This window comes from Amycolatopsis sp. NBC_00438 (assembly GCF_036026695.1).
In the GTDB taxonomy this organism is placed as follows: Bacteria; Actinomycetota; Actinomycetes; order Mycobacteriales; family Pseudonocardiaceae; genus Amycolatopsis.
Genome location: NZ_CP107923.1, coordinates 6,144,206 through 6,169,834 on the forward strand (window position 1 = coordinate 6,144,206; position 25,629 = coordinate 6,169,834).

General features: G+C 71.1%; 23 protein-coding genes and 1 riboswitch. Of the genes, 5 read left to right on the top strand and 18 right to left on the bottom strand.

Going from position 1 to position 25,629, the window contains the following annotated elements; genetic code table 11:
- Positions 1–177: 177 nt before the first annotated feature.
- Positions 178–1,506: an aminotransferase-like domain-containing protein gene (locus OG494_RS27345; protein ID WP_328459039.1), complete on the bottom strand. Its 1,329-nt coding sequence runs from the start codon at positions 1,504–1,506 to the stop codon at positions 178–180.
- A gap of 67 nt (positions 1,507–1,573) precedes the next feature.
- Between OG494_RS27345 and OG494_RS27350 the strand changes: the two genes are divergently transcribed.
- Positions 1,574–2,230, top strand: a complete 657-nt coding sequence (locus tag OG494_RS27350) for an O-methyltransferase (protein ID WP_328443392.1) — start codon at positions 1,574–1,576, stop codon at positions 2,228–2,230.
- 4 nt (positions 2,231–2,234) lie between these two features.
- On the opposite strand, the gene OG494_RS27355 is transcribed toward OG494_RS27350, so the two are convergent.
- Both OG494_RS27355 and OG494_RS27360 read right to left on the bottom strand, forming a co-directional pair.
- Complete coding sequence (locus OG494_RS27355) at positions 2,235–4,190, bottom strand: transglycosylase domain-containing protein (RefSeq protein WP_328443394.1); 1,956 nt, start codon at positions 4,188–4,190, stop codon at positions 2,235–2,237.
- 80 nt (positions 4,191–4,270) lie between these two features.
- The gene (locus tag OG494_RS27360; protein ID WP_328443396.1) at positions 4,271–4,999 is read right to left on the bottom strand and encodes a FadR/GntR family transcriptional regulator; all 729 of its coding nucleotides are present in this window, start codon (positions 4,997–4,999) and stop codon (positions 4,271–4,273) included.
- Between the two features lie 200 nt (positions 5,000–5,199).
- On the opposite strand from OG494_RS27360, the gene OG494_RS27365 reads away from it, so the two are divergent.
- On the top strand, positions 5,200–5,406 hold the full coding sequence (locus OG494_RS27365; protein ID WP_328443398.1) for a hypothetical protein: 207 nt from the start codon (positions 5,200–5,202) through the stop codon (positions 5,404–5,406).
- Between the two features lie 83 nt (positions 5,407–5,489).
- On the opposite strand, the gene OG494_RS27370 is transcribed toward OG494_RS27365, so the two are convergent.
- The 7 genes from OG494_RS27370 to OG494_RS27400 all read right to left on the bottom strand — a co-directional run bounded on the left by OG494_RS27370 (position 5,490) and on the right by OG494_RS27400 (position 15,107).
- Positions 5,490–6,857, bottom strand: a complete 1,368-nt coding sequence (locus OG494_RS27370; RefSeq protein ID WP_328443400.1) for an L-serine ammonia-lyase — start codon at positions 6,855–6,857, stop codon at positions 5,490–5,492.
- A gap of 13 nt (positions 6,858–6,870) precedes the next feature.
- Positions 6,871–7,872 carry a lipoyl synthase gene (lipA, locus tag OG494_RS27375; RefSeq protein ID WP_328443404.1) on the bottom strand — a complete coding sequence of 334 codons (1,002 nt, stop codon included), beginning with the start codon at positions 7,870–7,872 and terminating at the stop codon, positions 6,871–6,873.
- A complete protein-coding gene (gene glyA, locus OG494_RS27380) occupies positions 7,869–9,143 on the bottom strand; it encodes a serine hydroxymethyltransferase (protein WP_328443406.1) in 1,275 nt (424 codons plus the stop codon). The genes lipA and glyA overlap by 4 nt, the downstream gene beginning before the upstream one ends.
- Positions 9,143–9,520 carry a glycine cleavage system protein GcvH gene (gene gcvH, locus OG494_RS27385; RefSeq protein ID WP_328443408.1) on the bottom strand — a complete coding sequence of 126 codons (378 nt, stop codon included), beginning with the start codon at positions 9,518–9,520 and terminating at the stop codon, positions 9,143–9,145. The genes glyA and gcvH overlap by 1 nt, the downstream gene beginning before the upstream one ends.
- 14 nt (positions 9,521–9,534) lie before the next feature.
- Positions 9,535–10,638, bottom strand: coding sequence for a glycine cleavage system aminomethyltransferase GcvT (gene gcvT, locus OG494_RS27390; RefSeq protein ID WP_328443410.1), 1,104 nt, complete (start codon positions 10,636–10,638; stop codon positions 9,535–9,537).
- 8 nt (positions 10,639–10,646) lie between these two features.
- Positions 10,647–13,478, bottom strand: coding sequence for an aminomethyl-transferring glycine dehydrogenase (gcvP, locus tag OG494_RS27395; protein ID WP_328459040.1), 2,832 nt, complete (start codon positions 13,476–13,478; stop codon positions 10,647–10,649).
- Positions 13,479–13,618: 140 nt separating this feature from the next.
- Positions 13,619–13,712: riboswitch (glycine riboswitch) on the bottom strand.
- 54 nt (positions 13,713–13,766) lie between these two features.
- On the bottom strand, positions 13,767–15,107 hold the full coding sequence (locus OG494_RS27400; protein ID WP_328443412.1) for a helix-turn-helix domain-containing protein: 1,341 nt from the start codon (positions 15,105–15,107) through the stop codon (positions 13,767–13,769).
- A gap of 72 nt (positions 15,108–15,179) precedes the next feature.
- Here OG494_RS27400 and OG494_RS27405 point away from each other — a divergent pair, with 72 nt between their 5' ends.
- The gene (locus OG494_RS27405; protein ID WP_328443414.1) at positions 15,180–15,377 is read left to right on the top strand and encodes a hypothetical protein; all 198 of its coding nucleotides are present in this window, start codon (positions 15,180–15,182) and stop codon (positions 15,375–15,377) included.
- Here OG494_RS27405 and OG494_RS27410 read toward each other — a convergent pair.
- From OG494_RS27410 to OG494_RS27425, 4 genes are read right to left on the bottom strand one after another with little or no spacing between them, the layout of a single operon-like run.
- On the bottom strand, positions 15,374–16,141 hold the full coding sequence (locus OG494_RS27410) for a 3-oxoacyl-ACP reductase (protein ID WP_328443417.1): 768 nt from the start codon (positions 16,139–16,141) through the stop codon (positions 15,374–15,376). The two genes, OG494_RS27405 and OG494_RS27410, sit on opposite strands and share 4 nt — an antisense overlap.
- Complete coding sequence (locus OG494_RS27415) at positions 16,141–17,505, bottom strand: aldehyde dehydrogenase family protein (protein ID WP_328443419.1); 1,365 nt, start codon at positions 17,503–17,505, stop codon at positions 16,141–16,143. Before OG494_RS27415 ends, OG494_RS27410 begins: the two co-directional genes overlap by 1 nt.
- Complete coding sequence (locus tag OG494_RS27420; protein ID WP_328443421.1) at positions 17,502–18,215, bottom strand: gamma-glutamyl-gamma-aminobutyrate hydrolase family protein; 714 nt, start codon at positions 18,213–18,215, stop codon at positions 17,502–17,504. Before OG494_RS27420 ends, OG494_RS27415 begins: the two co-directional genes overlap by 4 nt.
- Complete coding sequence (locus tag OG494_RS27425; RefSeq protein ID WP_442874284.1) at positions 18,196–19,560, bottom strand: glutamine synthetase family protein; 1,365 nt, start codon at positions 19,558–19,560, stop codon at positions 18,196–18,198. Before OG494_RS27425 ends, OG494_RS27420 begins: the two co-directional genes overlap by 20 nt.
- 225 nt (positions 19,561–19,785) lie before the next feature.
- On the opposite strand from OG494_RS27425, the gene OG494_RS27430 reads away from it, so the two are divergent.
- Complete coding sequence (locus OG494_RS27430) at positions 19,786–20,310, top strand: general stress protein (RefSeq protein WP_328443423.1); 525 nt, start codon at positions 19,786–19,788, stop codon at positions 20,308–20,310.
- Positions 20,311–20,805: 495 nt separating this feature from the next.
- On the opposite strand, the gene OG494_RS27435 is transcribed toward OG494_RS27430, so the two are convergent.
- The 4 genes from OG494_RS27435 to OG494_RS27450 all read right to left on the bottom strand — a co-directional run bounded on the left by OG494_RS27435 (position 20,806) and on the right by OG494_RS27450 (position 23,976).
- Positions 20,806–21,741 carry an alpha/beta fold hydrolase gene (locus OG494_RS27435; RefSeq protein ID WP_328443425.1) on the bottom strand — a complete coding sequence of 312 codons (936 nt, stop codon included), beginning with the start codon at positions 21,739–21,741 and terminating at the stop codon, positions 20,806–20,808.
- 155 nt (positions 21,742–21,896) lie between these two features.
- A complete protein-coding gene (locus OG494_RS27440; protein ID WP_328443427.1) occupies positions 21,897–23,123 on the bottom strand; it encodes an HAAS signaling domain-containing protein in 1,227 nt (408 codons plus the stop codon).
- Positions 23,120–23,443, bottom strand: coding sequence for a PadR family transcriptional regulator (locus OG494_RS27445; protein ID WP_328443429.1), 324 nt, complete (start codon positions 23,441–23,443; stop codon positions 23,120–23,122). The genes OG494_RS27440 and OG494_RS27445 overlap by 4 nt, the downstream gene beginning before the upstream one ends.
- An 89-nt stretch (positions 23,444–23,532) precedes the next feature.
- The gene (locus OG494_RS27450; protein ID WP_328443432.1) at positions 23,533–23,976 is read right to left on the bottom strand and encodes an Lrp/AsnC family transcriptional regulator; all 444 of its coding nucleotides are present in this window, start codon (positions 23,974–23,976) and stop codon (positions 23,533–23,535) included.
- Between the two features lie 69 nt (positions 23,977–24,045).
- Between OG494_RS27450 and OG494_RS27455 the strand changes: the two genes are divergently transcribed.
- A complete protein-coding gene (locus OG494_RS27455; RefSeq protein WP_328443437.1) occupies positions 24,046–24,969 on the top strand; it encodes an SMP-30/gluconolactonase/LRE family protein in 924 nt (307 codons plus the stop codon).
- The last annotated feature ends 660 nt before the right edge of the window (positions 24,970–25,629 follow it).

Genomic DNA, 25,629 nt, shown 5'->3' on the forward strand with positions numbered 1-25,629 from the left:
TGACGCGGCGCATCGGCGCTCGCGATCAGCGACGCGCCGAATGTGGTGTATGCGCAGGCCAGCCCGGCTCCCACGACAGCCGCGACAGCGGCGGCCCCCAGCCTCGGCCCGCGGCGGCCGCGCGTTTTCGTCCTCACTCCTATGAGTACGTATGCCGGACCGAGATGGTTGCGTGATCTAGTCGACGATCAGGTCGTCGGGGCCGCCCGAAGCCAGCGTGGCGAGCACTTCCAAGGCCGTTTCGAGCAGTTCGACCGGGGGCGCCGACACCGCGATCCGGACCGCGTTCGGCGCGTGACCAGGCAGCACCGCGAACGCGGACGCCGGCGGCAGCGCGATCCCGCGCCGGGCCGCCGCCGCGACGAAAGTTTCCGCGCGCCACCGGTCCGGCAGCGTCCACCAGCGGTGGTAGGACGCCGGGTCGCCGTGGACTTCGAAGCCGGCCAGCTTGTCGTCCACCACCGACGCGCGCGAAGCCGCGTCACGACGCTTCGCCGCTTCGACCTCCGCGAGGGTGCCCGTCGTGATCCACCGCGTCGCGGCTTCGACGGCGAAGCGGGACGCCGCCCAGCCGCCCGAACGGACCGCCGACGCCAGCCGGGCCGTCCACGCGGGCGGCGTCACCAGGAAGCCCGCCGTGAGCCCCGGGGCGACGCGCTTGGACAGGCTGTCCACGAAGACCGTCCGCTCCGGCGCGAACGCGGCGAACGGGCGGACGTCGCCGCGCAGGAACGTGTAGATGCCGTCCTCGATCACGGGCAGATCCAGCCGGGTGACGACCTCCGCCAGGGCCGCGCGGCGCTCGGGAGGCATCGTCGTGCCGAGCGGGTTGTGCAGCGTCGGCTGGACGTACAACGCGCGCACCGGGCCGGCCGCCAGCAGCGCCGAGGGCACCAGCCCGGCGTCGTCCGTCTCGACCGGCACCAGCTCCACGCCGAGCCGCGCGGCGACGCCCTTCACCACCGGATAGGTCAGCGACTCGACGGCGAGCCGCTCCCCCACCGGCACGAACGCGGCGATCGCCGCCGCGATGGCCTGGCGGCCGTTGCCGGTGAACAGCAGCGTCGCCGGGTCCGGCCGCCACCCGGCGCGGGTGAGCAGCGCGGCCGCGGCGGCCCGCGCGGCCGGGGTGCCCGCGGCGCCGATCGGGTGCAGCGCCGCGGTCAGGACGTCCTGGCGCAGCAACGGTTCCAGCACGCGGGCGAGGCTCGCGGACTGGTCCGGCAGCACGGCGAAGTTGAGCTCGAGGTCGACGCGGGCGTCACCGGGCTCGGCGAGCGCGGGCTCCGGCGGCGGCTTCGCGGCCCGGACGAACGTGCCGCGGCCGACTTCGCCGACGGCCAGGCCGCGCCGGACCAGTTCGCCGTAGACGCGGGCGGCGGTGGAGTTCGCGATGCCGCGCTCCCGCGCGAAGCGGCGTTGCGGCGGGAGCCGGTCGCCGGGGCGCAGGCGGCCGGCTTCGATGTCGGCGGCGAGGGTGTCCGCGACGACGCGGTAGTCGTCCATGTCCACCTTCCTCATCGGCCGTCCCGGCCATGATCCCACCGGCGCGGTTGTCGCTAGGTTGGGTCCCATGAGCGACAACACCTGGGCCGAGGTCGACGACTACTTCGCCGCCGCCGTGCTGAGTCCCGATCCGGTGCTCGACGCCGCGCTGGCCGACTCCGCGGCCGCCGGCCTGCCGTCGATCGCCGTCGCCCCGAACCAGGGCAAGCTGCTGAACCTGCTGGCGCGCCTCGCCGGCGCGCGGTCGATCCTGGAGATCGGCACGCTCGGCGGGTACAGCACGATCTGGCTGGCCCGCGCCCTCCCGGCCGGCGGCAAGCTGGTGACCTGCGAGTACGAGCGGAAGCACGCCGACGTCGCACGCGCGAACCTCGAGCGCGCGGGCTTCGGCGACGAGGTCGTGGACATCCGGGTCGGCGCCGCGCTCGACACGCTGCCGACGCTCACCGGACCGTTCGACTTCGTGTTCATCGACGCCGACAAGGCCAACCTCGACAACTACGTCCGCGAGGCTCTCGCGCTGTCCCGGCCGGGCACGACGATCGTCGTCGACAACGTCGTGCGCGGCGGCGCGGTGGTCGACGCCGAAAGCACCGACCCGAACGTCCAGGGCGTGCGGCGGATGGCCGAGCTGATCGCCGCCGAGCCCCGGCTGGACGCGACCGCCGTCCAGACGGTCGGCGGCAAGAGCTACGACGGGTTCCTGCTGGCCTTGGTCCGCTGACCCGTCACCGCCGCGGGCGGATCTCCGGCGGCGGCGCGAGCGCCACGCCCCGCTTCGCGTCGCCGAGCGGCCGGATCGGCTGTCCTTCGTGGGCCGCGGCCATGAACGTCCGCCAGATGTCGGCCGGAACGACGTCGCCGGTGAGCTTGGCGCCGGTCGCGTCCTTGAGCAGCCGGTCGTCGTCCGAGCCGATCCAGACCGCGGTCGCCAGCTGAGGCGTGTAGCCGACGGCCCAGGCGTCCTGGTTCTCCGGCGAGTTGCCGTGCTCGGCCGCGCCGAACCTCAGCGCCGCCGGGCGCCCGTCCGGTAGCGACGTGCCCAGCGCCGCCGTGACGTCCTGGGCGACCCGGCGGCTCGCGTCGCCGTCGTCGTCGAACGCGGGCCGCGCGGTGTCGGTGTGCTCCCAGACGACCGCGCCGCTCTCGTCGCGCACCTTCGCCACGAAGTGCGGGGTCGCGCGCTGCCCGTCGGCGGCGAAAGTCGCGTACGCACCCGCCATGTCCAGTGGCCGCAACGGGTACCGGCCGATCGCGATGCCCGCGCCGATCAGGAAGCCGTCCTTCTCCCGCATGGTCGGCACACCGTCGACGGCCTCCGGGATGCCCGCCTGCCGCGCGGCCTCGCTCAGCGCGTCCGGGCCGAGTTTCCTGGCCATGGCGATGAACGGGCCGTCGGCCTGGGACTGCATCGCGATGCCCGGCGTGCACTTCGGGCCGCAGACGACCGGGTACTGGAAGTTCTCGCCGAGGAACTCCTGCTTCTCCGGCGACGGGATCGGCTGGTCCAGGCCGAACCCGCGGCGCAGGGCCGCGGCGAGCGTGAACGGGTAGAACGCCGAGCCGGCCGCGTGCGGGGTGCTCGCGTAGTCGCGGACGCTCTGGTCACCGCCCTGGTAGGCGCGGACGGCGCCGGTCTTCGGGTCGACGGCGACGACCGCGCCGCGGAACTCCTTCGGCTCGCCCTTCAGCCTGTCCTGCAACGCTTTTGTCGCGGCGTCCTGCGCGGTCCGGTCCAGTGTCGTCTCGACCGTCATGTTGCCCTGCTGGAGCCGGCCGAGCGGGAAGCCGTCCTGCTCGAGCTCGGCCAGCACCTGCTGCTTGACGTGGAATCCGTCGTAGGTGACGCGGCCGGCGCGGGTTTCCGACGGCGGCTGGACCTCCGTGCCGGGGTAGGCCATGCTTTCGTCGCTCTTCACGTAGCCGCGCTCGACGAGCTTGTCGTGCACGTACTGCCAGCGCCGGGCCGCGTGCGCGTCGCCGGAGGCGGCCGGGTCGTGCACCGACGGCGACTGGATCATCCCGGCCAGGAACGCGGCTTCGCTCCAGGTCATCGAGTCGTCGAGCTTCTTGCCGAAGTAGGCGTTCATCGCCGCGGCGGGCCCGAACGTGCCGCGGCCGAAGGAGATGATGTTGACGTAGCTCTCGAAGATCTGTTCCTTGCTCTGCTGCTGGGTGATCTTCGTGGCCAGCACGAGCTCGGCGAACTTGCGCCCGACCGTCGCGTCGTCGTCGCCGGTGGACTTCTTGATGTACTGCTGGGTGATCCCGGACCCGCCGCCGACGCCGGTGAGGAACGCGCGGCCGATGCCGGTCGGGTCGAACCCCTGGTTGTCCCAGAAGGTCGGGTCCTCGGTGGCGATGATCGCGTCCCGCAGCTTCGACGGCACCTGCGCGTAGGGCACGAACATCCGGTCGCCGTCGGCCGGGATCACCTTGAGCAGCGGCGATCCGTCGGCGTAGTTCAGCACGACGGTCTTGTCGAGCCCGGCGAGCACCTCCTGCGGGCTGCGGACGTCGAGCACGAGGTAGGCGATCCAGAACGCGATCAGCGGCACGCCGACGAGGAGCCCGAAGCTCCGGTAACCGATCCGCCGGATCCGCCGCCAACGCCGGCGTCGCGGGGTGTCGGGCGTCGCTTCGGCGTCATCGGCACCGTCGGGTTCCGTCGTCGTCGAGGTCACGAATGGATGACGCCCGGTTGGGTGGAAAGGTTCTGTGGAGAATTAACGAGGTTGTTCGAATCCTGTCAAGACGCCTTGGGTCAGGACAGGAAGGCGCGCAGCAGGGAAGCCGTTCCCTCGATGTGCTCGGCCATCGCCTGGCGGGCCGCGACCGCGTCACCGGCCAGGATCGCGTCCACGATCGCTTCGTGCTGGGCGTTCGAGTGCTCCAGGTTCGGCTGCAGCAGCGGGATCCGGTCGAGCAGCTGGTTGACCCGGGTGCGTGCGTCGGCCATCGCCGTGGTCAGCGAGCCGGACGCGGTGACCTCGGCGATCGCCAGGTGCAGGCGGGAATCCTTGCGGCGGTAGTCGTCGAGGTCGGCGCCCGCCGCTTCGGCCAGCGTGCCGGTGAGGTGCTGGCGGTCGGCCGGGCTCAGCGAGCGGGCGGCGGCCATCTCCGCCGCGCCCGTCTCGAGGACGTAGCGCAAGCTCAGCGCGTCTTCCAGCACCACGGAGTCGACGGCGGCCGCGTCGGGCGAGTGCTCCGGCGGGCCGGGCAGGGTCTCGTTCACGAACGTGCCGCCGTAGCGGCCTCGACGTGACTCGACGTAACCGGCGTCGGAAAGCGCTCGGATGGCCTCGCGCAGCGTGACGCGGCTGACGCCGAGCCGTTCGGCGAGCTCGCGCTCCGACGGGAGCCGCTCCCCCGCGCCGACCACGCCCAGCCGGATCGCCTGCAGCAGCCGCTCGACGGTCTCCTCGAAAGCGTTGCCCGCGCGGACCGGCCGGAACAGCGCTTCGCCGGCATTCACCACCGAGGTCGACTCCATCCCGAGAGTTTAGGCCGCGGGCCGCGGTGCCCGGGTGGTTCACCCGCCTCGCACGACCCGGACACGCTCGGTGTCCGTCACGGTACGCCTCGCACCTTCGGAGTGGACCGAGGCACGCGCGCCGATCACACTGTGTTCGCGTGTGAAAAACCTGTGGAACCGGACGGGCACGGTCGGCGACGATGGGTCGCACGACACCGATGAGCGACGCAGGGGGCGAGCCGGTGCATTTTCTGATGGCCGAGGATCTGGTTCACGAGCGCGAGAACGAGTTGCGCCAAGGCGTGCGCAACCGTCCGCCGGGCCGGGCGACTCCACGGCGCCACACCGGCACCCGCCGCCAGCAGTTCGGCTGGACCCTCGTGGAGGTCGGCCTCCGGCTGGCCACCGACCCCGAGGAGAACTAGCACCGCTAGAAAACGCATCTTTCCTAGCGAAAGCTCGCACCTAGCACCGCTAGGTCGCATCTTTCCCTACGAAAGTGACGTCTTCAGCACTCGATGACGTTCACCGCCAGGCCGCCGCGGGCCGTCTCCTTGTACTTGACGCTCATGTCCGCGCCCGTCTCGCGCATCGTCTTGATCGCCTTGTCCAGCGTCACCACGTGACTGCCGTCGCCGCGCATGGCCATGCGGGCCGCGTGGATGGCCTTCGACGCGCCCACCGCGTTGCGCTCGATGCACGGGATCTGCACCAGGCCGCCGACCGGGTCGCACGTCAGGCCGAGGTGGTGTTCGACGCCGATCTCCGCCGCGTTTTCCACCTGCGCCGGGGAACCGCCGAGGACTTCGGTGAGGCCGGCCGCCGCCATCGCGGACGCCGAGCCGACCTCGCCCTGGCAGCCGACTTCGGCACCGGAGATCGAGCCCGTCTGCTTGAGGATCGAGCCGATCGCGGCCGCCGTGAGCATGAACGTCACGATGCCGTCGTCGCTCGAGTGCCGGATGAACCGCTGGTAGTAATGCAGGACCGCGGGGATGATGCCGGCGGCGCCGTTGGTCGGCGCGGTGACGACCCGCCCGCCCGCGGCGTTCTCCTCGTTGACCGCCAGCGCGTAGAGGCTGACCCAGTCCATCGCGTACAGCGGGTCGTCCAGGCCGTCCTCGGCCAGGAGCTTCTCGTGCAGCGCGCGAGCCCGGCGCGGCACCTTCAGCCCGCCCGGCAGCACACCTTCGTGGATGCAGCCGTTGCGGACGCACTCCGCCATGACCGCCCAGATCCGCAGCAACCCGTCGCGCACCTCTTCGCGCGAACGCCACGACAGCTCGTTCGCCATCATGATCTCGCTGATCGGCAGGCCGGTCGACGCGCAGTGCCCGAGCAGGTCGGCGCCGGTGCGGAACGGGTACGGCACCGGCGTCGCGTCCTCGACGAACACCGCGTCGGTCTCGTACGACTCGTCGCGGACGAAGCCGCCGCCGACCGAGTAGTACGTCCGCTCGCGCAGCACTGCACCGGCCGCGTCGAACGCGCGGAAGATCATGCCGTTCGGGTGCGCCGGCAGGGACTTGCGGCGGTGCATCGTGAGGTCGGTGTCCTCGTCGAACCCGATGTCGTGCGTGCCGGCCAACAGCAGCCGCCCGGTCTCGCGGATTTCCGCGACGCGCACCGGCACCGTGTCGGTGTCGATGTTCTCGGGACGCTCACCCGAAAGCCCGAGCAGGACGGCTTTGTCGCTGCCGTGGCCGAAGCCGGTCGCGCCGAGCGAGCCGAACAGCTCGGCCTGCACGCGCGCGGTCTTGCCGAGGTCGTCGCCGAGTCCGTCCACAAAGGTCAGTGCCGCCCGCATCGGGCCGACGGTGTGGGAGCTCGACGGCCCGATGCCGATGGAAAACAGGTCGAAGACGCTGATCGCCATTGATCCGCCTCTCCTATCTCGCCAGCAGGGAGCTGGCCTCTTGCGCGGCCGGTCCCTGCTCGGTGAGGTGCCGCAGGTTTTCCGGGAGATCTTCACCGCGGTGGGCCTTGGTCTGGGCGTAAAGCCGCCCCGCCCGGTACGACGACCGCACCAGCGGACCCGCCATCACGCCGGCGAAGCCCATCGCCTCGGCGGCCTGGGAGTGCTCGACGAACTCCTCCGGCTTCACCCAGCGGTCCACCGGGTGATGCCGCGGCGACGGACGCAAGTACTGGGTGATCGTCAGGATCTCGCAGCCCGCCTCGACCAGGTCCCGCATGGCGGGCGCGACCTCGTCGGGCGTTTCGCCCATGCCGAGGATCAGGTTCGACTTCGTGACGAGCCCGAACTCACGCGCCTTGGTGATGACCTCGAGCGAACGCGCGTAGCGGAAGCCGGGACGGATCCGCTTGAAGATCCGCGGCACCGTTTCGACGTTGTGGGCCAGGACTTCCGGCTGCGAACCGAAGACCTCGGCCAGCTGCGCCGGTTCCGCGTTGAAGTCCGGGATCAGCAGTTCGACACCGGTACCCGGATTGAGCGAGTGGATCTGACGCACAGTCTCCGCGTACAGCCACGCCCCACCGTCAGCGAGGTCATCACGAGCCACACCGGTGATCGTCGAGTACCGCAGACCCATGGCCTGCACGCTTTCGGCGACCTTCCGCGGCTCCGTCCGGTCCAGCTCGGCCGGCTTGCCCGTGTCGATCTGGCAGAAGTCGCACCGGCGGGTGCACTGGTCACCGCCGATGAGGAACGTGGCTTCGCGGTCTTCCCAGCACTCGTAGATGTTGGGGCACCCGGCCTCTTCACACACCGTGTGCAGGCCTTCGCGGCGCACCAAGCCCTTCAGCTCGGTGAACTCCGGCCCCATCCGCACCCGTGTCTTGATCCACGGCGGCTTCTTCTCGATCGGCGTCTCGCTGTTGCGCACTTCCAGGCGCAGCAGCTTCCGGCCCTCGGGCGCAGCGCTCACCGGGACAGGTCCGCGTACAGCGGGTGCTTCTTCGCGAGGGTCTCGACGCGGTCGCGCAGCTTCGCGCGGACGGCGTCGTCGAAGTCCGGCTTGAGCGCCTCGGCGATGACGTCGGCGACCTCGGTGAAGTCGTCGGCCTGGAAGCCGCGGGTGGCCAGCGCCGGGGTGCCGATGCGCAGGCCGGAGGTGATCATCGGCGGGCGCGGGTCGAACGGGACGGCGTTGCGGTTGACCGTGATGCCGACCTCGTGCAGCCGGTCCTCGGCCTGCTGACCGTCCAGAGTGGACTGGACGAGGTCGACCAGCACCAGGTGGACGTCGGTGCCGCCGGTCAGCACGCGGACGCCGGCCTCGGCGAGGTCCGGCTGCGACAGCCGCGACGCCAGGATGCGGGAGCCGTCCAGGGTGCGCTGCTGGCGCTCCTTGAACTCCTCGCTCGCGGCGATCTTCAGCGCGACGGCCTTGGCCGCGATGACGTGCTCGAGCGGCCCGCCCTGCTGGCCGGGGAACACCGCCGAGTTGATCTTCTTCGCCAGCTCCTGGCGGCAGAGGATGAGCCCGCCGCGCGGGCCGCCGAGGGTCTTGTGCGTGGTCGTGGTGACGATGTCGGCGTGCGGCACAGGCGACGGGTGCAGCCCGGTCGCGACCAGCCCGGCGAAGTGCGCCATGTCCACCATCAGCTTGGCTTCCACCAGGTCCGCGATGCGGCGGAACTCGGCGAAGTCGAGCTGACGCGGGTACGCGGACCAGCCGGCGATGATCAGCTTCGGCTTGTGCTCGACCGCGAGGCGCTCGATCTCGGCCAGGTCGACGATGCCGGTCTCTTTGTCGACGTGGTAGGCGACGACGTTGTAGAGCTTGCCCGAGAAATTGATCTTCATCCCGTGCGTCAGGTGGCCGCCGTGCGCCAGGTCGAGGCCGAGGATCGTGTCGCCCGGCTTGAGCACGGCGAACATCGCGGCGGCGTTGGCCTGCGCGCCCGAGTGCGGCTGCACGTTGGCGTGCTCGGCGCCGAACAGCGCCTTCGCGCGGTCGATGGCGAGCTGCTCGACGACGTCGACGTGCTCGCAGCCGCCGTAGTAGCGGCGGCCGGGGTAGCCCTCGGCGTACTTGTTGGTCAGCACCGAACCCTGCGCCTCGAGCACGCCCACCGGGGCGAAGTTCTCGGAGGCGATCATCTCCAGGGTCGACTGCTGGCGGGTGAGCTCGTCGGCGACGGCCGCGGCGACCTCGGGGTCGACGTCGGCGAGGTGGGCGTCGAAGGTCGTCATCAGTTCTCCTGGGTGAGCGAGGCGTAGGCGGCGGCGTCGAGCAGCTCGGGGACGTCCCCGGAGAGGCGCACCTTGAGCAGCCAGCCTTCGGCGTAGGGGTCCGAGTTGATCACCTCGGGGGTGTCCGACGTGGTGCCGTTCACCTCGACGACCTCGCCGGAGACCGGCGCGTACAGCTCGCTGACGGACTTGGTCGACTCGACCTCGCCGAACACCTCGCCGGAGGTGATGGTGGCGCCGACCTCGGGCAGCTGGACGAACACGATGTCGCCGAGCGACTCGGCGGCGAACGCGGTGATGCCGACGGTGGCGACGTCACCTTCGACGTTCAGCCACTCGTGTTCCTTGGTGTACTTCAGGTTCTCGGGGATGCTCACGGTGCTGGAGTCCTTTACGCGCGGGAGTAGAAGGGCAGGGCGACGACCTCGACGGGCTCGATCCTGCCCCGGATGTCGACGGAAAGTTCGGTGCCGGGCTCGGTGTACGCCCGATCGACGTACGCCATCGCGATGGGGTGACCCAGCGTGGGCGACAGTGCCCCGCTGGTGATCTCGCCGACTTCCTGACCACCGTCTAGGAGCTTGTAGCCTTGCCGCGGCGCGCGGCGGCCGGTTCCGCGAAGGCCGACCCGCACGCGCGGGACGTCCGCCTTGGACCGCTCTTCGAGGGCCGCGCGGCCGACGAAGTCACCCGGCTTCTCGAACTTGACGACCCGCCCGAGCCCCGCTTCGAACGGGCTCTGGTCGAGGGTGAGCTCGTTGCCGTACAACGGCATCCCGGCTTCGAGGCGCAGGGTGTCGCGGCAGGCCAGGCCCGCCGGGACGAGCCCGTGGCCCTCGCCGGCCTCGGTCAGGATCCGCCAGACCGCCGGGGCCTCGTCGGCCGGGACGAACAGCTCGAAACCGTCCTCGCCGGTGTAGCCGGTGCGGGCGAGCAGGACCTCGTGGCCCTTCACGACCGCCGGCACGCTGGCGTAGTACTTGAGCGCGTCGAGGTCGGCGTCGGTGACCGAACCGAGGATCTTGACGGCGTTCGGGCCCTGGACGGCGATCAGCGCGGTCGTCTCGGACCGGTCGTCGACCACCGCGTCGAAGCCCGCGACCCGCTCGGCGAGCGCGTCGGCGACGACCTTCGCATTGCCCGCGTTCGCGACGACCAGGTAGTGCTCGTCAGCCAGGCGGTAGACGACCAGGTCGTCCAGCACGCCGCCGCCGGCGTCGCAGATCATCGTGTACCGCGCCCGGCCCGGCTTGACCCCGGTGAGGTTGCCGACCAGCGCGTAGTCGAGGACGTCGGCGGCCTGCTTGCCCGTGACGTGGATTTCGGCCATGTGCGAGAGGTCGAACAGCCCGGCCGCCTCGCGGACGGCCTTGTGCTCGGCCAGCTCGCTGGCGTAGCGGACCGGCATGGACCAGCCCGCGAAGTCGGTGAACAGCGCGCCAAGTCCTTTGTGGACTCCGTGCAGGCTGGTCTCTTTCGACGCTGTGGAATTCAAGGGAGAACTCAGCCTTCGTAAGCGTTGAGGGGCGGGCAGGAGCAGACCAGGTTGCGGTCACCGCGGGCGCCGTCGATGCGGCGGACCGGCGGCCAGTACTTGTTCTTGCGCGAGACACCCGCCGGGAAGACGGCCAGCTCGCGGTCGTAGGCCTTGTCCCACTCGCCGACCAGCGTCTCGGCGGTGTGCGGGGCACCGCGCAGCGGCGACGCCTCCGCGGTCCAGGTGCCCTTGGCGACCTCGTCGATCTCGCCGCGGATGGCGATCATCGCGGCGATGAACCGGTCGATCTCGCCCAGGTCCTCGGACTCGGTCGGCTCGACCATCAGCGTGCCGGCGACCGGGAACGACATGGTCGGCGCGTGGAAGCCGTAGTCGATGAGCCGCTTCGCGACGTCGTCGACCGTCACGCCGGTCTCCTTGGTGATCTGGCGCAGGTCGAGGATGCACTCGTGCGCGACCAGGCCGTCCTGGCCCGTGTAGAGCACCGGGTAGTGCGGGGCCAGGCGCGAGGCGACGTAGTTCGCGGCCAGCACGGCGACCTTCGTCGCGGCGGTCAGGCCGGGCGCGCCCATCATCCGGACGTAAGCCCAGGAGATCGGCAGGATCGACGCCGAGCCGTACGGCGCGCCGCTGATCGGGCCGACGCCGGTGGCCGGACCGGCCTGCTCCAGCAGCGGGTGGTTGGGCAGGAACGGCGCGAGGTGCGCGCGCACCGCGACCGGGCCGACGCCGGGGCCGCCACCGCCGTGCGGGATGCAGAAGGTCTTGTGCAGGTTCAGGTGCGAGACGTCGCCGCCGAACTCGCCCGGCTTGGCCAGGCCCAGCAGGGCGTTGAGGTTCGCGCCGTCGACGTACACCTGGCCGCCGCCGTCGTGCACGATCTTGGCCAGCTCGTCGATCGAGTGCTCGTACACGCCGTGCGTGGACGGGTAGGTGACCATGATCGCGGCGAGCGTGTCCCGGTGCGCGTCCACTTTGGACCGCAGGTCGGCCAGGTCGACGTTGCCCTCGTCGGTGCACTTGACGACGACCACGCGCATCCCGGCGAGCACCGCGGACGCGGCGTTGGTGCCGTGCGCGGACGACGGGATCAGGCAGACGTCGCGAGCTTCGTCGCCGTTGGAGCGGTGGTAGGCGCGGATCGCGAGAAGCCCGGCCAGCTCGCCCTGGCTGCCCGCGTTCGGCTGCAGCGACACCTTGTCGTAGCCGGTGACCTCGGCCAGCCACTCGGCCAGCTGCGCGACGAGGACGTGGTAGCCCTCGGCGTCCTCGGCCGGCGCGAACGGGTGGATGCCGGCGAACTCGCGCCAGCTGATCGGCTCCATCTCGGTGGTGGCGTTCAGCTTCATCGTGCAGGAGCCGAGCGGGATCATGCCGCGATCGAGCGCGTAGTCCTGGTCGGACAGCCGGCGCAGGTAGCGCAGCATCGCCGTCTCGGAGCGGTGGCTGCCGAAGACCTCGTGGCCCATGAAGCCGCTCTCGCGGGCCAGGCCGTTGGGCAGCGCGACGCCGTCCCGCGCGTCCTCGTCGACGCCGAACGCGCGCAGGACCTTCTCGGTGATCGCGGGGGTGCTGACCTCGTCGAAGGCGACGCGCACGTGGTCGGCGTCGACGTGGCCGAGGTTGACGCCGGCCGCGCGGGCGGCGGCGTGGACGTCGGCCGCCTGGCCCGGGACGTGCGCGACGACGGTGTCGAAGAAGGACTCGTGCACGACCTCGACGCCGGTCTTGCGCAGCGCGTCGGCGAAGCCCGCGGCCAGGCCGTGGACGCGCTGGGCGATCCGCTTGAGACCGTCCGGGCCGTGGTAGACCGCGTACATCGCGGCCAGCACGGCCGGCAGGACCTGCGCGGTGCAGATGTTGGACGTCGCCTTCTCGCGGCGGATGTGCTGCTCACGGGTCTGCAGCGCCAGCCGATAGGCCGGGTTGCCGTCGGCGTCGACCGAGACGCCGACCAGGCGCCCGGGCAGCGAGCGCTCGAGCCCGGCGCGGACCGACATGAACCCGGCGTGCGGGCCGCCGTAGCCGAGCGGGACGCCGAAGCGCTGCGTCGACCCGGCGGCGACGTCGGCGCCGAACTCGCCGGGCGAGGTGATCAGCGTCAGCGAGAGCAGGTCGGCGGCGACGGTGAACAGGGCGCCCGCCGTCTTCGCCGACTCGGAAATCGCGTGGTAGAAACCGCGGCCGCGCAGCACGCCGGACGCGCCGGGGTACTGGACGACAACGCCGAAGAAGTCCTCGGGGAGCCCGGTCAGCAGGTCGCGGACCTCGACCTCGATGCCCAGCGCCTCGACGCGGGTCCGCACGACGGCGATGGTCTGCGGCAGGCACTCGGCGTCGAGCACGACCTTGTTCGACTTCGACTTGGACGCGCGGCGCATCAGCGTGACGGCCTCGGCGACGGCGGTCGACTCGTCCAGCAGGGACGCGTTCGCGGTGGCCAGCCCGGTCAGGTCGGCGACCATCGTCTGGAAGTTGAGCAGCGCTTCGAGGCGGCCCTGGGAGATTTCCGGCTGGTACGGCGTGTAGGCGGTGTACCAGGCGGGGTTCTCGAGGACGTTGCGCCGGATCACGCCGGGGGTGACGGTGTCGGAGTAGCCGAGCCCGATCATCTGCGTCATCGGCCGGTTACGCGCGGCGAGCGCCCGCAGCTCCGCGGTGGCGTCCTCTTCGGACGCGGCGGGCGGGAGGACCAGGTCGCGAGTGACGCGGATCGCACTCGGCACGGCCGCTTCGAGCAGCGCGTCGAGGGATCCGTAGCCGCACTCGGCGAGCATCTTGGCGCGTTCGGCCTCGGACGGGCCGATGTGGCGGGCGTCGAACTGCGTAGAGGTGATCGGGAGCTCCTCGGGCCGGGCACCGGGCACAACGGTGCGCTGGGAACTCCCCCTCTGTCATGGCACCTGAGAGTTTCACCGTGTCAGACACGGCTTTCACCTTGGGTGAGGCGCGGGTGCGCCTGCTTTCCAGAGTGGCCTCGCACGAAGCGGTAGCAGGTACCTGAGAGATTCCGGGGAGTTTGCTCCTTCGGTGCCCCACTGACTTCGTGAGGGCTCTCCCGCCTCGGCTCGACGGCCCGATCTGCAGTTATGGCGGCTACCGTACCTGCCGGGTTCGACCCCCGTCTACTTCACCCGGCCAACACCACACCGGTTCTCGAGCCCGCCTCGACCGGCGGCCCGCTTCGTGACCGCGCTCACCAGTGGTGGCGGGCGGCGGACCCGGCCCGACGGCAGCACCAGCCGCTTCAACGGCCCGCCCAGCGGGACCGGCGGCAGGCCCGCGCCGAGCAGGATGTGCTCGACCACCTGCTCCGCGAGCCACGCCACCGCGTCGTTCAGCCGGTCGAGGTCGGGCCGGTCGCCGTCGAAGACGTCGGCGTCGTCCAAGATCACCTCGAAGTACTCCCCCGGCAGCCGGGCGACCACCGCGTCGACGGCGGCCTCGATCGCGCGGGCGCCTTCCGCGGGGTCGGCGAAGCCCGCCTCGAGCAGTGGCTCGCGGTAGATCCGGGCGGCGCGGGCGCGCATCCGCGGGCCGTAGCGGACCACGACCGGGAGCCGGCCGCTCAGGTCCGGGACGGCGAGGCCGTGCAGCAGCATGATCGGCGGCACGCTGTGCACCAGGCGCGGCGCCGGCTCGGCCAGTTCGCGCGCGGTGATCCGGAGCCGGTCGGCCCTCGCGTCCGGCAGGCCGAAGTAGCGGAAGTCGACGTTGCCGAACCCGAGGCCGTCGGCGACCAGCGACGCCAGCAGCTCGCCGTAGCCCCAGATCGGCGACAGCACCACGACCGGCGGCGCCGTCACCAGCGGCGGTGACGGCGAGGGCGGGCGTGACGCCTCCTGCTCGGGCACCTGGATCATCAGCCGCGGCGGGTCGTCCCAGTCGTGCGGCTCGGCGACCCGCCAGTACAGCCCGAGCGGCTGCCACAGGCCGCCGAGGATCTCGCGCTCGACGATCCGCCGTGCTTCGGCGTCGGAATGCGGGAAGTCCCGGGGCGGCACGATCCCGACGTAGTGGTGGTAGGTGACGCGGATCTCGTCGCCGCGGGTCGCCGAGCGGATCCGCATCTCCCAGTCGATCGGCGACGCGGCGATCGCGTTCGCCACCTGCGTGCCGGGCGACGAGTAGACGAGCGCGGTCGCCTGCCGCAGGAAGTCCCCGGCCCGGTCGATGCCTTCCCGCAGCGACTTCGCGGCCTGCGCGACGTGCACCGGGCTGACCAGCGATTCCGGCAACACCCCGGCGACGCGCAGCAGCTCGGCCTCGCCGAGCCCGGTGACCTCGGCGAGCTGCGCCCAGTGGTCGAAGACGGTCACCTTCGGCGCGTGCCGGTGTTCGATCCAGCTGCGCAGGGTCGACGTCGGCACGCCGATCCGCCGTGCGGCCTCGTCGAAGGAGAGGCCGCGGGCCCGGATCCCGGCCCGGACCGCTTCCGCCCACTCGTCGGCGCGCCACTGCGTCACCTCACAAAGCTAACGAAACCCGCTAGCTTTGCGCAGGGACAAAACGCCCACGCCGCGACAACGCTGGTGAGCATGACCACCACCGTTCTCGCCCTGACCCTCATCGTCGGCGTGCTCACCTTCGCCGCCGGCGCCTTCCTCGCCGCCGAGGTCGCCACCCGCATCCTGCGGCGCCGCGAACGCGAGATCTCCGAGGAGCGCAAGAAGATCAACGCCGCCTGGAAGTACCTGCGGGAGGCCTACGACGTGAAGAAATCGGCGCGCCGTTAGATCGGGGTGACGTACGCGCCGGAGATGCCGCCGTCCACGAGGAACTGCGACGCCGTGATGAAGCTGGCGTCGTCGCTGGCCAGGAACGCGACCGCGGCCGCGATCTCCTCCGGCTCGGCGAACCGGCCGACCGGGACGTGGACCAGGCGCCGCGCCGCGCGTTCCGGGTCCTTCGCGAAGAGCTCCTTGAGCAGCGGGGTGTTCACCGGACCCGGGCACAGCGCGTTGACGCGGATGTTCTCCCGCGCGAACTGGATGCCGAGCTCGCGGCTCATCGCGAGCACGCCACCCTTCGACGCGGTGTAGGAGATCTGCGACGTCGCCGCGCCCATCACCGCCACGAACGACGCCGTGTTGACGATCGAGCCCTTGCCCTGGCGCTGCATGTAGGGCAGGACTTCCTTGCAGCACAGGTAGACCGACGTCAGGTTGACGCGCTGGACCCGCTCCCAGGCCTCGATCCCGGTGGTCAGGATCGAGTCGTCCTCCGGTGGCGAGATGCCGGCGTTGTTGAACGCGACGTCGATCGAGCCGAACTGCTCGGCCGTGGTCCGGTAGAGGGCGGCCACCTGCTCGGCGTCGGTGACGTCGGCCTGCACGAACACGCCGTCGACCTCGTCGGCGGCGGCTTTGCCGGACTCCGGCGTCAGGTCGGCGATGACGACCTTCGCGCCTTCGCTCGCCAGCCGGCGGGCCGAGGCGAGGCCGATGCCGCTCGCCCCGCCCGTGATCACCGCGACGCGGCCTTCGAAACGCTGGACCATTACTCCTCCGTGCTGATGAAAACGTTCTTGGTCTCGGTGAACGCCGTCGGGGCGTCGGGGCCCAGCTCGCGGCCGAGGCCGGACTGCTTGAAGCCGCCGAAGGGCGTCCAGTAGCGCACCGACGAGTGCGAGTTGACCGACAGGTTGCCGGCCTCGACGGCGCGCGCCACGCGGAACGCGCGGCCGGTGTCGCGGGTCCAGATCGACCCGGACAGGCCGTATTCCGTGGTGTTGGCCTGGCGTACCGCGTCCGCCTCGTCGGTGAACGGCACGACGGCCACGACCGGGCCGAAGACCTCTTCGGCCGCGGCCGGGTGCCGCAGGTCCGGCGGGGTCAGGACGGTCGGCGGGAACCAGAAGCCGGGCCCGGCGGGCGCGGTGCCGCGGAACGCGACCGGCGCGCCGTCCGGCACGTAGGAGGCGACCTTTTCCCGGTGCGCCGCGGAGATCAGCGGCCCCATCTCGGTCTTCTCCTCGGCGGGGTCGCCGACGACGACGCCGTGCACGGCGGGTTCGAGCAGCTCCATGAACCGGTCGTAGACGCTCGCCTGCACCAGGACGAGCGACCGCGCGCAGCAGTCCTGGCCGGCGTTGTCGAAGACGCCGTAGGGCGCGGTCGCCGCGGCCTTCTCCAGGTCGGAGTCGGCGAAGACGACATTCGCGTTCTTGCCGCCCAGCTCCAGCGTCACGCGCTTCACCCGCGCCGCGCAGCCGGCCATGATCTGCTTGCCGACCTCGGTGGAGCCGGTGAAGACGACCTTGCGCACGGCCGGGTGGTCGACGAACCGTTGCCCGACCACGGATCCCTTGCCGGGCAGCACCTGGAAGACGTCTTCGGGGATGCCGGCCGCGCGCGCCAGCTCGCCGAGCCGGATCGCGGTGAGCGGGGTCAGTTCGGCGGGCTTGAGCACGACGGTGTTGCCGGCGGCGAGCGCGGGCGCGAAGCCCCAGCCGGCGATCGGCATCGGGAAGTTCCACGGCACGATCACGCCCACCACACCGAGTGGTTCGTGGAAGGTGACGTTCACCCCGCCCGGCACCGGGATCTGCTGGCCGATCAGGCGCTCCGGCGCGGCGGAGTAGTAGTTGAGCACGTCGCGGACGTTGCCCGCCTCCCAGCGCGCGTTGCCGATGGTGTGCCCGGAGTTCTCGACCTCCAGCCGCGCCAGGTTCTCGATGTCGGCCTCGACGGCGTCGGCGAAGCGGCGCAGCAGCCGCGCGCGGTCACCGGGGGCGACGTCGCGCCAGGCCGGGAACGCCGCCTGCGCGCGGGCGATCGCCGCGTCGGTCTCGTCGGCGCCGGTCTGCGCGACCGACCGCACCACCTGCTCGGTGGCGGGGTTGATCACGTCGAACGTCGTCATTGCCTCTCCTTGCTGGCTTCGACAAGTGCCTGGAACAAGCGGACGTCGTCGGTGTCCTGCTCGGGGTGCCACTGGACGCCGAGCAGGAACTCGTCGCCCGGCGCCTCGGCGGCTTCGATGGTGCCGTCGGCGGACCAGCCGACCGGGTCGAGGCCGTCGCCGAGCCGGTCGATGGCCTGGTGGTGGTAACACAGGGTCTTGGTCTCCGGGCCCAGGATCTTCGCGGCCCGGCTGCCGTCGGCCAGCGTGACGACGCCCTGGCCGAACGTCGCCGGCGCGGGCTGGTGCTCGGTGGATTCCCGCGCCTCGGGCAGGTGCTGGACCAGGGTGCCACCGAGGGCGACGCTGATCACCTGCAGGCCGCGGCACACGCCGAGCACCGGCTTGTGGTGGCGGCGCGCGGCGGCGAACAGACCGAACTCGAACGCGTCGCGCTGCGGGCGGACGTAGGTCGTGGGGTGCTGCTCCCGGCCGTAGCGCGCCGGCTCGACGTCGGCGCCGCCGGTCAGCACCAGGCCGTCCACTGTGGACATCAGCCGATCGTACGCGTCACTCATCGGTGGCAGCAGCACCGGGATGCCGCCCGCCGCGGCGACGCACTCGACGTAGACGCGGTGCAGCAGCGCGACTTCCGTCTCCCACACGAGGAACTTCGCGGGCTCGAGGTAGGTGGTCAGCCCGATGACCGGTTTAGAGGCGCTCGAAGCCACGAACCCGCTCCCAGTCGGTGACGGCGGCGTTGTACGCGTCCACCTCGATCTTCGCCGCGTTCAGGTAGTGCTCGACGACGTCCTCGCCGAAGGCCGCGCGGGCCACCTCGCTGCCGGCCAGGGCCGCGGCGGCCTCGGGCAGGGTGGTCGGCACGGTGTCGCGGCCGGAGTTGTAGGCGTTGCCTGTGAACGGTTCTTCCAGCTCCAGCTCGTTTTCGATGCCGTGCAGGCCGGCCGCGATCAGCGCGGCGACGGCGAGGTACGGGTTGACGTCCCCGCCCGGCACGCGGTTCTCGACGCGCAGCGACTCGCCGTGCCCGACGACGCGCAGCGCGCACGTGCGGTTGTCGGTACCCCAGGCGATGGCCGTCGGCGCGAAGCTGCCGGGCACGAACCGCTTGTAGGAGTTGATGTTGGGCGCGAGGAAGTAGGTCAGCTCGTGCAGCGCGGCCAGCTGCCCGGCGAGGAAGTGCTCCATCAGCTTCGAGAAGCCGTGTTCGCTGTCGCCGGCCAGCACCGCGCCGCCGTCGGTGGAGCGCAGGCTGATGTGGATGTGGCAGGAGTTGCCTTCGCGCTCGTTGTACTTCGCCATGAAGGTGAGGCTCTTGCCCTCCTGCGCGGCGATCTCCTTGGCGCCGTTCTTGTAGACGCTGTGGTTGTCGCAGGTGGAGAGCGCGTCGGTGAAGCGGAAGGCGATCTCCTGCTGGCCGGGGTTGCACTCGCCCTTGGCGGACTCGGGGTAGAGGCCGGCGCCGGCCATGTCGTTGCGGATGCGGCGCAGCAGCGGCTCCAGCCGCGCGGTGCCGAGCATCGAGTAATCGACGTTGTACTGGTTGGCCGGCTTGAGACCGTGGTAGCGCTTGTCCCAGGCGGCTTCGTAGGTGTCGTCGAAGACGATGAACTCGAGCTCGGTCCCGACGAAGGCGCCGAGCCCGCGCTCGGCGAGCCGCTCGAGCTGGCCACGCAGGATCTGGCGCGGCGACACCGATACCGGCCCGCCCTGCACGCGTTCGACGTCGGCCAGCACCAGCGCGGTGCCTTCCTGCCACGGCACCAGCCGCAGGGTGTCGAAGTCGGGGCGCAGCACGAAGTCGCCGTACCCGCTGTCCCAGGACGAGAGCTCATAGCCGTCGACGGTGTTCATGTCGACGTCCACGGCGAGCAGGTAGTTGCACGCCTCGGTCGCGTGCCCGACGACCTCGTCGAGGAAGTACTCGGCTGCGCAGCGCTTGCCCTGGAGCCGGCCCTGCATGTCCGTGATCGCGACGAGGACGGTGTCGATCGTGCCCGCCTCGACGCGCTCCCGGAGTTCGTCGAGGGTGAGCATGCCTCGCCTGCGTGCCATCAGCTACCCCAAAGGTTTGATGCGAATCCTTTGCCGGTCCTTCCTACCCTGGTGGCGCGCGGCGGGTCAACCCTCGAAAAGGTATTTTCTTGACCCATTGCAGTGACAGCTGCGCGGCGTGGTGGAATGTCCGGGATGCCCGGCTGAGAAGAGTCTGTGAATCCCGTCCGACCGGGAGGAATCCGGGGTACTCCCACGTTGTACGGGGCAAGAGAGGTGAGATCGATGACCACAGCATTCACGCAGAGCACGATCGGGCAACAGCAGCAGGCCCGGCCTCAACTGCCGACCCTGCCCACGGGCTGGCCCATCGGTTCGTACGAGTCCTACGAGCAGGCACAGCGCGCGGTCGACCACCTCGCGGGCACGGACTTCCCGGTCACCGACGTCACGATCGTGGGTGTCGAGCCGCTGCTCGTCGAGCGCATCGCGGGCAAGATGTCGTGGAGCAAGGTCCTGGGCAGCGCGGCGATGTCCGGCGCGATGTTCGGCCTGTTCCTCGGCCTCGTGCTGAGCCTGCTCAACCCGGGCGCCGGAATGGTCCCGATCGCGATCGGCCTGATCGCCGGGCTCGGGTTCAACCTGCTGTTCGGCGCCCTCGGCTACGCGGCGAACCGCAACAAGCGCGGGTTCATCTCGCAGAGCCAGCTGGTCGCCCGCCGCTACGACGTCCTGTCCCAGCCGCGCAACGCGGAGAAGGGACGTGCGCTGCTGGCGGACCTGGCCGCGCGAAGCGCGTTCGGCCACTGACGGCTCCAGTCCCCGAAGGCCACCTCCCACGATCGGGAGGTGGCCTTCGGCGTGCCTGGGCACCCAAGTCTCCGAAGGCCACTTCCGCTCGGGAGGTGGCCTTCGGCGTCCCCTCGCAGGTGCCCCGGGGTCGTTCCCGCGCAAAACCGTCGGTGCCCGCCGGTAACGTGGGAATTCAGGGGGTGCTCGATCGGCTCTCCCGGCCCCCACCTGCGCGCCGGCGCCGACCGGTGCCGCGTTCGACCGTTCGCACCCCGTCGAACGGCCGCCGAGCGCGGCGGCGGGCTCGCGCGAGCGGTGGATTCCGGCGTCCAGGGGCGGGCTCATCAGCTCCGCGGTCGCAGGTCGTGCGCGCTCGCCCAGCGACGTCCGGCCTCAGGCCGTGACACGCGCCAACGGTGACTTCCGGACGCAAGCGGCTCCGGACCGCCGGGACTCGACCGCGACCACCCCTGACTGTCGGTGCCCGCCGGTAGCGTGGAAACCGGGGGCTGCTCAGGTGCCGGACGAAACCGTCGGGGTGTCCGGCGCGTCCTCCGGGTCCGGCAGCTCCGCCGGGCGGCCCGAGCGCAGCAGCTCACCCCACCGGGACCGGTCGTGGCGCGCCGGCGGGGTCGACGTCAGGAACTCGCGCAGGATCTCCAGGAACCGCTTCGGGTCGGAGCGGTGCGGGAAGTGCCCGGCGCCCTCGAACAGCACCAGCCGGCTGCCCGGCATCGCCTGGTGGGCCCGCAGCGCGTGGCCGCTCGGCACGACGACGTCGTCCGTGCCCCACACCAGCAGCGTCGGGATGCCCTCGGTCAGGTAACACCGGTCGAGCATGTTGACGACCTGGCCGCGCCAGTCGACGACCGAGCGGAGCGTCCGCAGGAACGCCGTCCGGCTGCTCGGCTGCAGGAGCCGGACGTAGCGCGTCAGCACGTAGTCGAGGTCCGGACCGAGCCCGAGGCCTTCGGAAATCCGCAGCAGCTCGGCGAAACCGCGCATCGCGGCCAGCGCCGGCTTAGTCCCCAGCAGCGGCATCACCAGCCCCGCGCCGGGCGCGGCCGCCAGGCGCAGCAGCGGGTGGACGCTCGCGCCGACCCCGCCGGAACCCACCAGCACCAGCCGCTCGCAGCGCTCCGGGAACTGGTACGCGAACTGCATCGCGACGCCGCCGCCGAGCGAATGCCCGACCACCGTCACGCGGTCGACGTCCAGCGTGGTCAGCAGGTCCCGCATGCCGCACGCGTAGGCGGCGACCGAATAGTCCGCGCGCGGCTTGGCCGACGCGCCGTGGCCGAGCAGGTCCGGCGCGATCACCGTGTAGTCGCCGGACAGCGACGCCAGCAGGTCCAGCCAGGTCGACGAGTCGTCGCCGATGCCGTGCAGGAACAGCAGGGCCGGTCCGCGCCCGGCCATCCGGTACGCGCGTTCGTACCCGTGGACCACCCGTATCCGTGGGGCGAAGGTGTCCGCCCCGATCCCCGTGAGTGCCGGCACCTGTCCAGATCACCACGCCCGCGTTCGCGGCACGTTTCGGGCAGGTTCGGATCGGGTGAACGCCAGGAGCGGCCCCGACCTCCGCTCCTGGCGTCCGTTCCCCCCTACTTCGTCGGCGTCGTCGTGGGTGCCGGCGTCGACGAAGGAGCACTGGATGACGGTGAGGGCGGCGCCGTCACCTTCGGGATCGCCGCGCTGAACGGCACGTTCGGGTCTTCGCGGCAGGCGGAGCGGTACCCGTTGTAGCCGTCGAAGTTGCCCTGGTCGTCGGTGACGCCCTGCTGGATCCGCGGCCGCGGGAACCGGTTGTCCGACCCGATCTTCTCCTTGGTGCCGGACGAGCGCTCGCAGCCGTAGCGGGTCAGCGTGATCGGCCGGCCCTCCTCGTCGTAGAGGTAGACCTCGGTCAGCGGCTTGCCTTCGGCGTCGAAGGCGTAGACGTTGCCGATCGACTGGCCGCCGTAGTTCAGCTGGTCGTTGCCGTACCGGTCGGACGACGACGGGTAGTACGACGACGCGCTCTGGTAGGCGTTGCGGTTCGAGATGAGGTCGACCGCCGCCCCGAACCCGCCCAGCGACCCGCCGATGACGAACGCCGAAACCGGCACCGCCACCCACAGCAGCCGCCGGTCGGCGCGCAGCCGCGGCCCGGCCCACACGGCCGCGACCCCGGCGACGAGCAGGAACGGCAGCAGCAGCACGGCTTCCCGGTGCCGCAGCATGAGCAGCACCCCGAAGACGAGCAGCGCGAGGGCGCACAGCACCCACCACGCCGGCTTCAGCGAACCGAGGTAGCGCAACGCTTTCCCGCCGTCCTCCTGCTCGCGCAGCCTGCCCATCGACGCGCGCAGCCGCGCCAGCTCCGGCAGCGCCAGCACCGGCTCGACGCCCCCGCGCAGCAGGAGCGCCAGGCTGATCAGGAAGACCGGCGCGGGCAGCACGATGAAGATCAGCGCGTCGGGCTCCACGTTCATGGCGGCGGCGAAGGCGATCAGCGTGAGCGCCGCCGCGCTGATCACCAGGCCCCACAACGCGATCCGCGGCTTGAACAGGCTCGGCGACGCCGGCGCCGTGGTCAGCACCGTGGTCGCGCCCTCCGCCGGCTGCGGGTACCCACCGGACGCCCGCAGCTCGGCGGCGTAGCTCTCGGGTGTGCCGAGCCGTTCGATGAGGGCTTCGACGCGCGCGCCCTCCCCCAGCTCGGCCTCCAGTTCCGCCAGGTGCGGGCGGACGTCCTCGAGGATTTCTTCGATCTCGCTCGCGGGCAGGTCGGCGAGCGCGGTCCGGACCCGCGCCAGATACACCCGCACGGCGGTCGGCTTGTCGCTCATGCTGCCTCTCCCAAAAGCGCGTTCATCGTCGAAGCGAAGCTGTGCCAGGTCTTGCCCGACTCCGCCAAGCGGAGCCGGCCCGGCTCGTTCAGGCTGTAGTACTTGCGGTGCGGCCCCTCTTCACTGGGCACCACGTACGAGGTGAGCAGGCCGGCCTTGTAGAGCCTGCGCAACGTCCCGTACACCGACGCGTCCCCCACCTCGTCCAGGCCTGACGCCCTGAGTCTTCGCAGGACGTCGTACCCGTAGCCGTCGTCCTCGCGGAGCACCGCGAGGACGGCGAGATCGAGCACACCCTTGAGCAGCTGACTGATCTCCACTGCACCCCTCCAGTCGTACGCTTGGGAAGGTACCACGCATTGCGCAGTAGTGCGCACGGCGGAGGCCCATCCGGCAGGGCGTCACGGGATCAGCCGGGGTCGATCGGCCGCTCGAAGAAGGACTCCAGCACGACGATCGTCTGCGTCCCGGTGACGCCGTCGATCGTGAACAGCCGCCGCAGCGCCGCCTGCAGCTCCTCGGTCGACGACGTCCGCACCTTCACCAGCAGCGACGCCGGACCCGCGACGACGTGCGCCTCGACGACTTCGGGCAGCGCTTCGAGGGCGGCCTTCACCGAGCTGTCCCCCATCCAGGCGTTGGCCTCGACGAGGACGAACGCCGCGACACCGCGACCGACCGCGGCCGGGTCGACCTCCACCGTCGTCCGCCGGATCACGCCCTGTTCGCGCAGCTTGCGCACGCGCTCGTGAGCCGCGCCGGCCGAGAGCCCGACCGCCCGGCCGAGCGCGGTATACACCTGCGCCGCGTCCCGCTGGAGTTCTGCCAGCAACATCCGATCCACGTCATCCACCTCTTGACCATATCAGGTTCGGTGTACCATGATTGTGACGGGATGAGGTTCGGACACAGGAGGTGAGCGATGGATCTGGTCAAGGCGGAGTTCGAGGTGCTCGACGAGCGTTTCGCGCGCATCAACGGCGACGAGTGGATGCAGCGCTTGCACACGGGCTGCCGCTGGACCGAGGGGCCGGCGTACTTCCCCGCCGGGCGCTACCTGGTGTTCAGCGACATCCCGAACGACCGCACGCTGCGCTGGGACGAGACGACCGGGCAGGTCGGCGTGTTCCGGCAGCCGTCCGGCTATGCGAACGGGCACACGGTCGACCGGCAAGGCCGGCTGGTCAGCTGCGAGCAAGGTCCCCGGCGGGTGACGCGCACCGAGCACGACGGCTCGGTCACCGTGCTCGCGTCACACTTTCAGGGGAAAAAACTGAACAGCCCCAACGACGTCGTCGAGCATTCCGACGGCTCGATCTGGTTCACCGACCCGAGTTACGGCATCGACAGCGACTACGAGGGGTACCGCGCGGAGAGCGAGATCGGCGCCTGCCACGTGTACCGCGTCGACCCGGCGGACGGCGAGGTGCGCATCGTCGCCGACGACTTCTCCCGGCCGAACGGGCTCGCCTTCTCGGCCGACGAGTCGCTGCTGTACATCGCCGACACGCGCCAGGAACCCAGTCACCTCAGGGTGTTCGAGGTCCGCGACGGCGGCACGCTCACCGGCGGCGAGATCTTCGCGACGTCCGACGGCGGCGGTTTCGACGGCGTACGCGTCGACAGCGAGGGCAACATCTGGGCGGCGGCACACGACGGCCTGCACTGCTTCGCCCCGGACGGCACCCGCATCGGCAAGCTCCGCATGCCGGAGGTCTGCTCGAACTTCACCTTCGGCGGCGCGAGGCGGAACGAACTGTTCATCACGGCGTCGAGCTCGCTGTACACACTGCGGGTCACGGTGAACGGGGCCCGCTACCCGGGAGGGGGAATGTCAGGGACATAAAGGCTCCGCGGCTTTCGCTCGGCCGGCTGAGCGCCTGGTTCAGCTGCGGCCCGCGGTGCCGAACTCCGGTTCCCCGAGGCTTGTGCGGCCGGTTCGGCGGGTCCGCGCCGCGGCGCGGACTTGGTGCGAGCAGCGTGGCGTTACCGAGGTTGACGCCGGGCGGTGGGACGACCCAGTGCTGCGGTCCGAACCTCATCCAGCAGCGCAACGCAGCCAGAACCGAAGCCGACGGGCCGTGGGTCCGCTCAGCGCTGCGGTCCGAACCCCGTTCGGCAGCACTGCGCAGCTAGAACCGAAGCCGGCGGGCCGTGGGGCCGCTCAGCGCTGCGGTCCGAACCCCGTTCAGCAGCACTGCGCAGCCAGGACCGAAGCCGACGAGCGATAGAGCAGCCGCGCCGCGGCCTGAACCTCCTGCAACAGTGCAGCGCAGCCAGGACCGAAGCCGACGGACGGTGGAGCAGCCGAGCGCCGCGGCCTGAACCTCGACCAGCAGCCCGGCGCGGCCAGGACCGAAGCTGACGGGCGGTGGGTCCGCTCAGCGCGGTGCGAACCTCCTGCAGCAGCACGGCGCAGCCAGGACCGAAGCCGGCGAGCGATGGAGCAGACGAACGCCGCGGCCTGAACCTCGTCCAGTTCAGCAGCGCGGCGCCGCTGGGACTG

Bases quoted from the DNA above. Each gene is read 5' to 3' on its own strand.
- OG494_RS27430 (WP_328443423.1), top strand. From the start codon at position 19,786: ATGACCACAGCATTCACGCAGAGCACGATCGGGCAACAGCAGCAGGCC.
- OG494_RS27410 (WP_328443417.1), bottom strand. From the start codon at position 16,141: ATGGTCCAGCGTTTCGAAGGCCGCGTCGCGGTGATCACGGGCGGGGCG.
- OG494_RS27365 (WP_328443398.1), top strand. From the start codon at position 5,200: ATGAGCGACGCAGGGGGCGAGCCGGTGCATTTTCTGATGGCCGAGGAT.
- OG494_RS27440 (WP_328443427.1), bottom strand. From the start codon at position 23,123: ATGAGCGACAAGCCGACCGCCGTGCGGGTGTATCTGGCGCGGGTCCGG.
- OG494_RS27425 (WP_442874284.1), bottom strand. From the start codon at position 19,560: ATGGCACGCAGGCGAGGCATGCTCACCCTCGACGAACTCCGGGAGCGC.
- OG494_RS27350 (WP_328443392.1), top strand. From the start codon at position 1,574: ATGAGCGACAACACCTGGGCCGAGGTCGACGACTACTTCGCCGCCGCC.
- OG494_RS27415 (WP_328443419.1), bottom strand. From the start codon at position 17,505: ATGACGACGTTCGACGTGATCAACCCCGCCACCGAGCAGGTGGTGCGG.
- OG494_RS27455 (WP_328443437.1), top strand. From the start codon at position 24,046: ATGGATCTGGTCAAGGCGGAGTTCGAGGTGCTCGACGAGCGTTTCGCG.
- OG494_RS27360 (WP_328443396.1), bottom strand. From the start codon at position 4,999: ATGGAGTCGACCTCGGTGGTGAATGCCGGCGAAGCGCTGTTCCGGCCG.
- glyA (WP_328443406.1), bottom strand. From the start codon at position 9,143: ATGACGACCTTCGACGCCCACCTCGCCGACGTCGACCCCGAGGTCGCC.
- OG494_RS27370 (WP_328443400.1), bottom strand. From the start codon at position 6,857: ATGGCGATCAGCGTCTTCGACCTGTTTTCCATCGGCATCGGGCCGTCG.
- OG494_RS27405 (WP_328443414.1), top strand. From the start codon at position 15,180: ATGACCACCACCGTTCTCGCCCTGACCCTCATCGTCGGCGTGCTCACC.
- OG494_RS27345 (WP_328459039.1), bottom strand. From the start codon at position 1,506: ATGGACGACTACCGCGTCGTCGCGGACACCCTCGCCGCCGACATCGAA.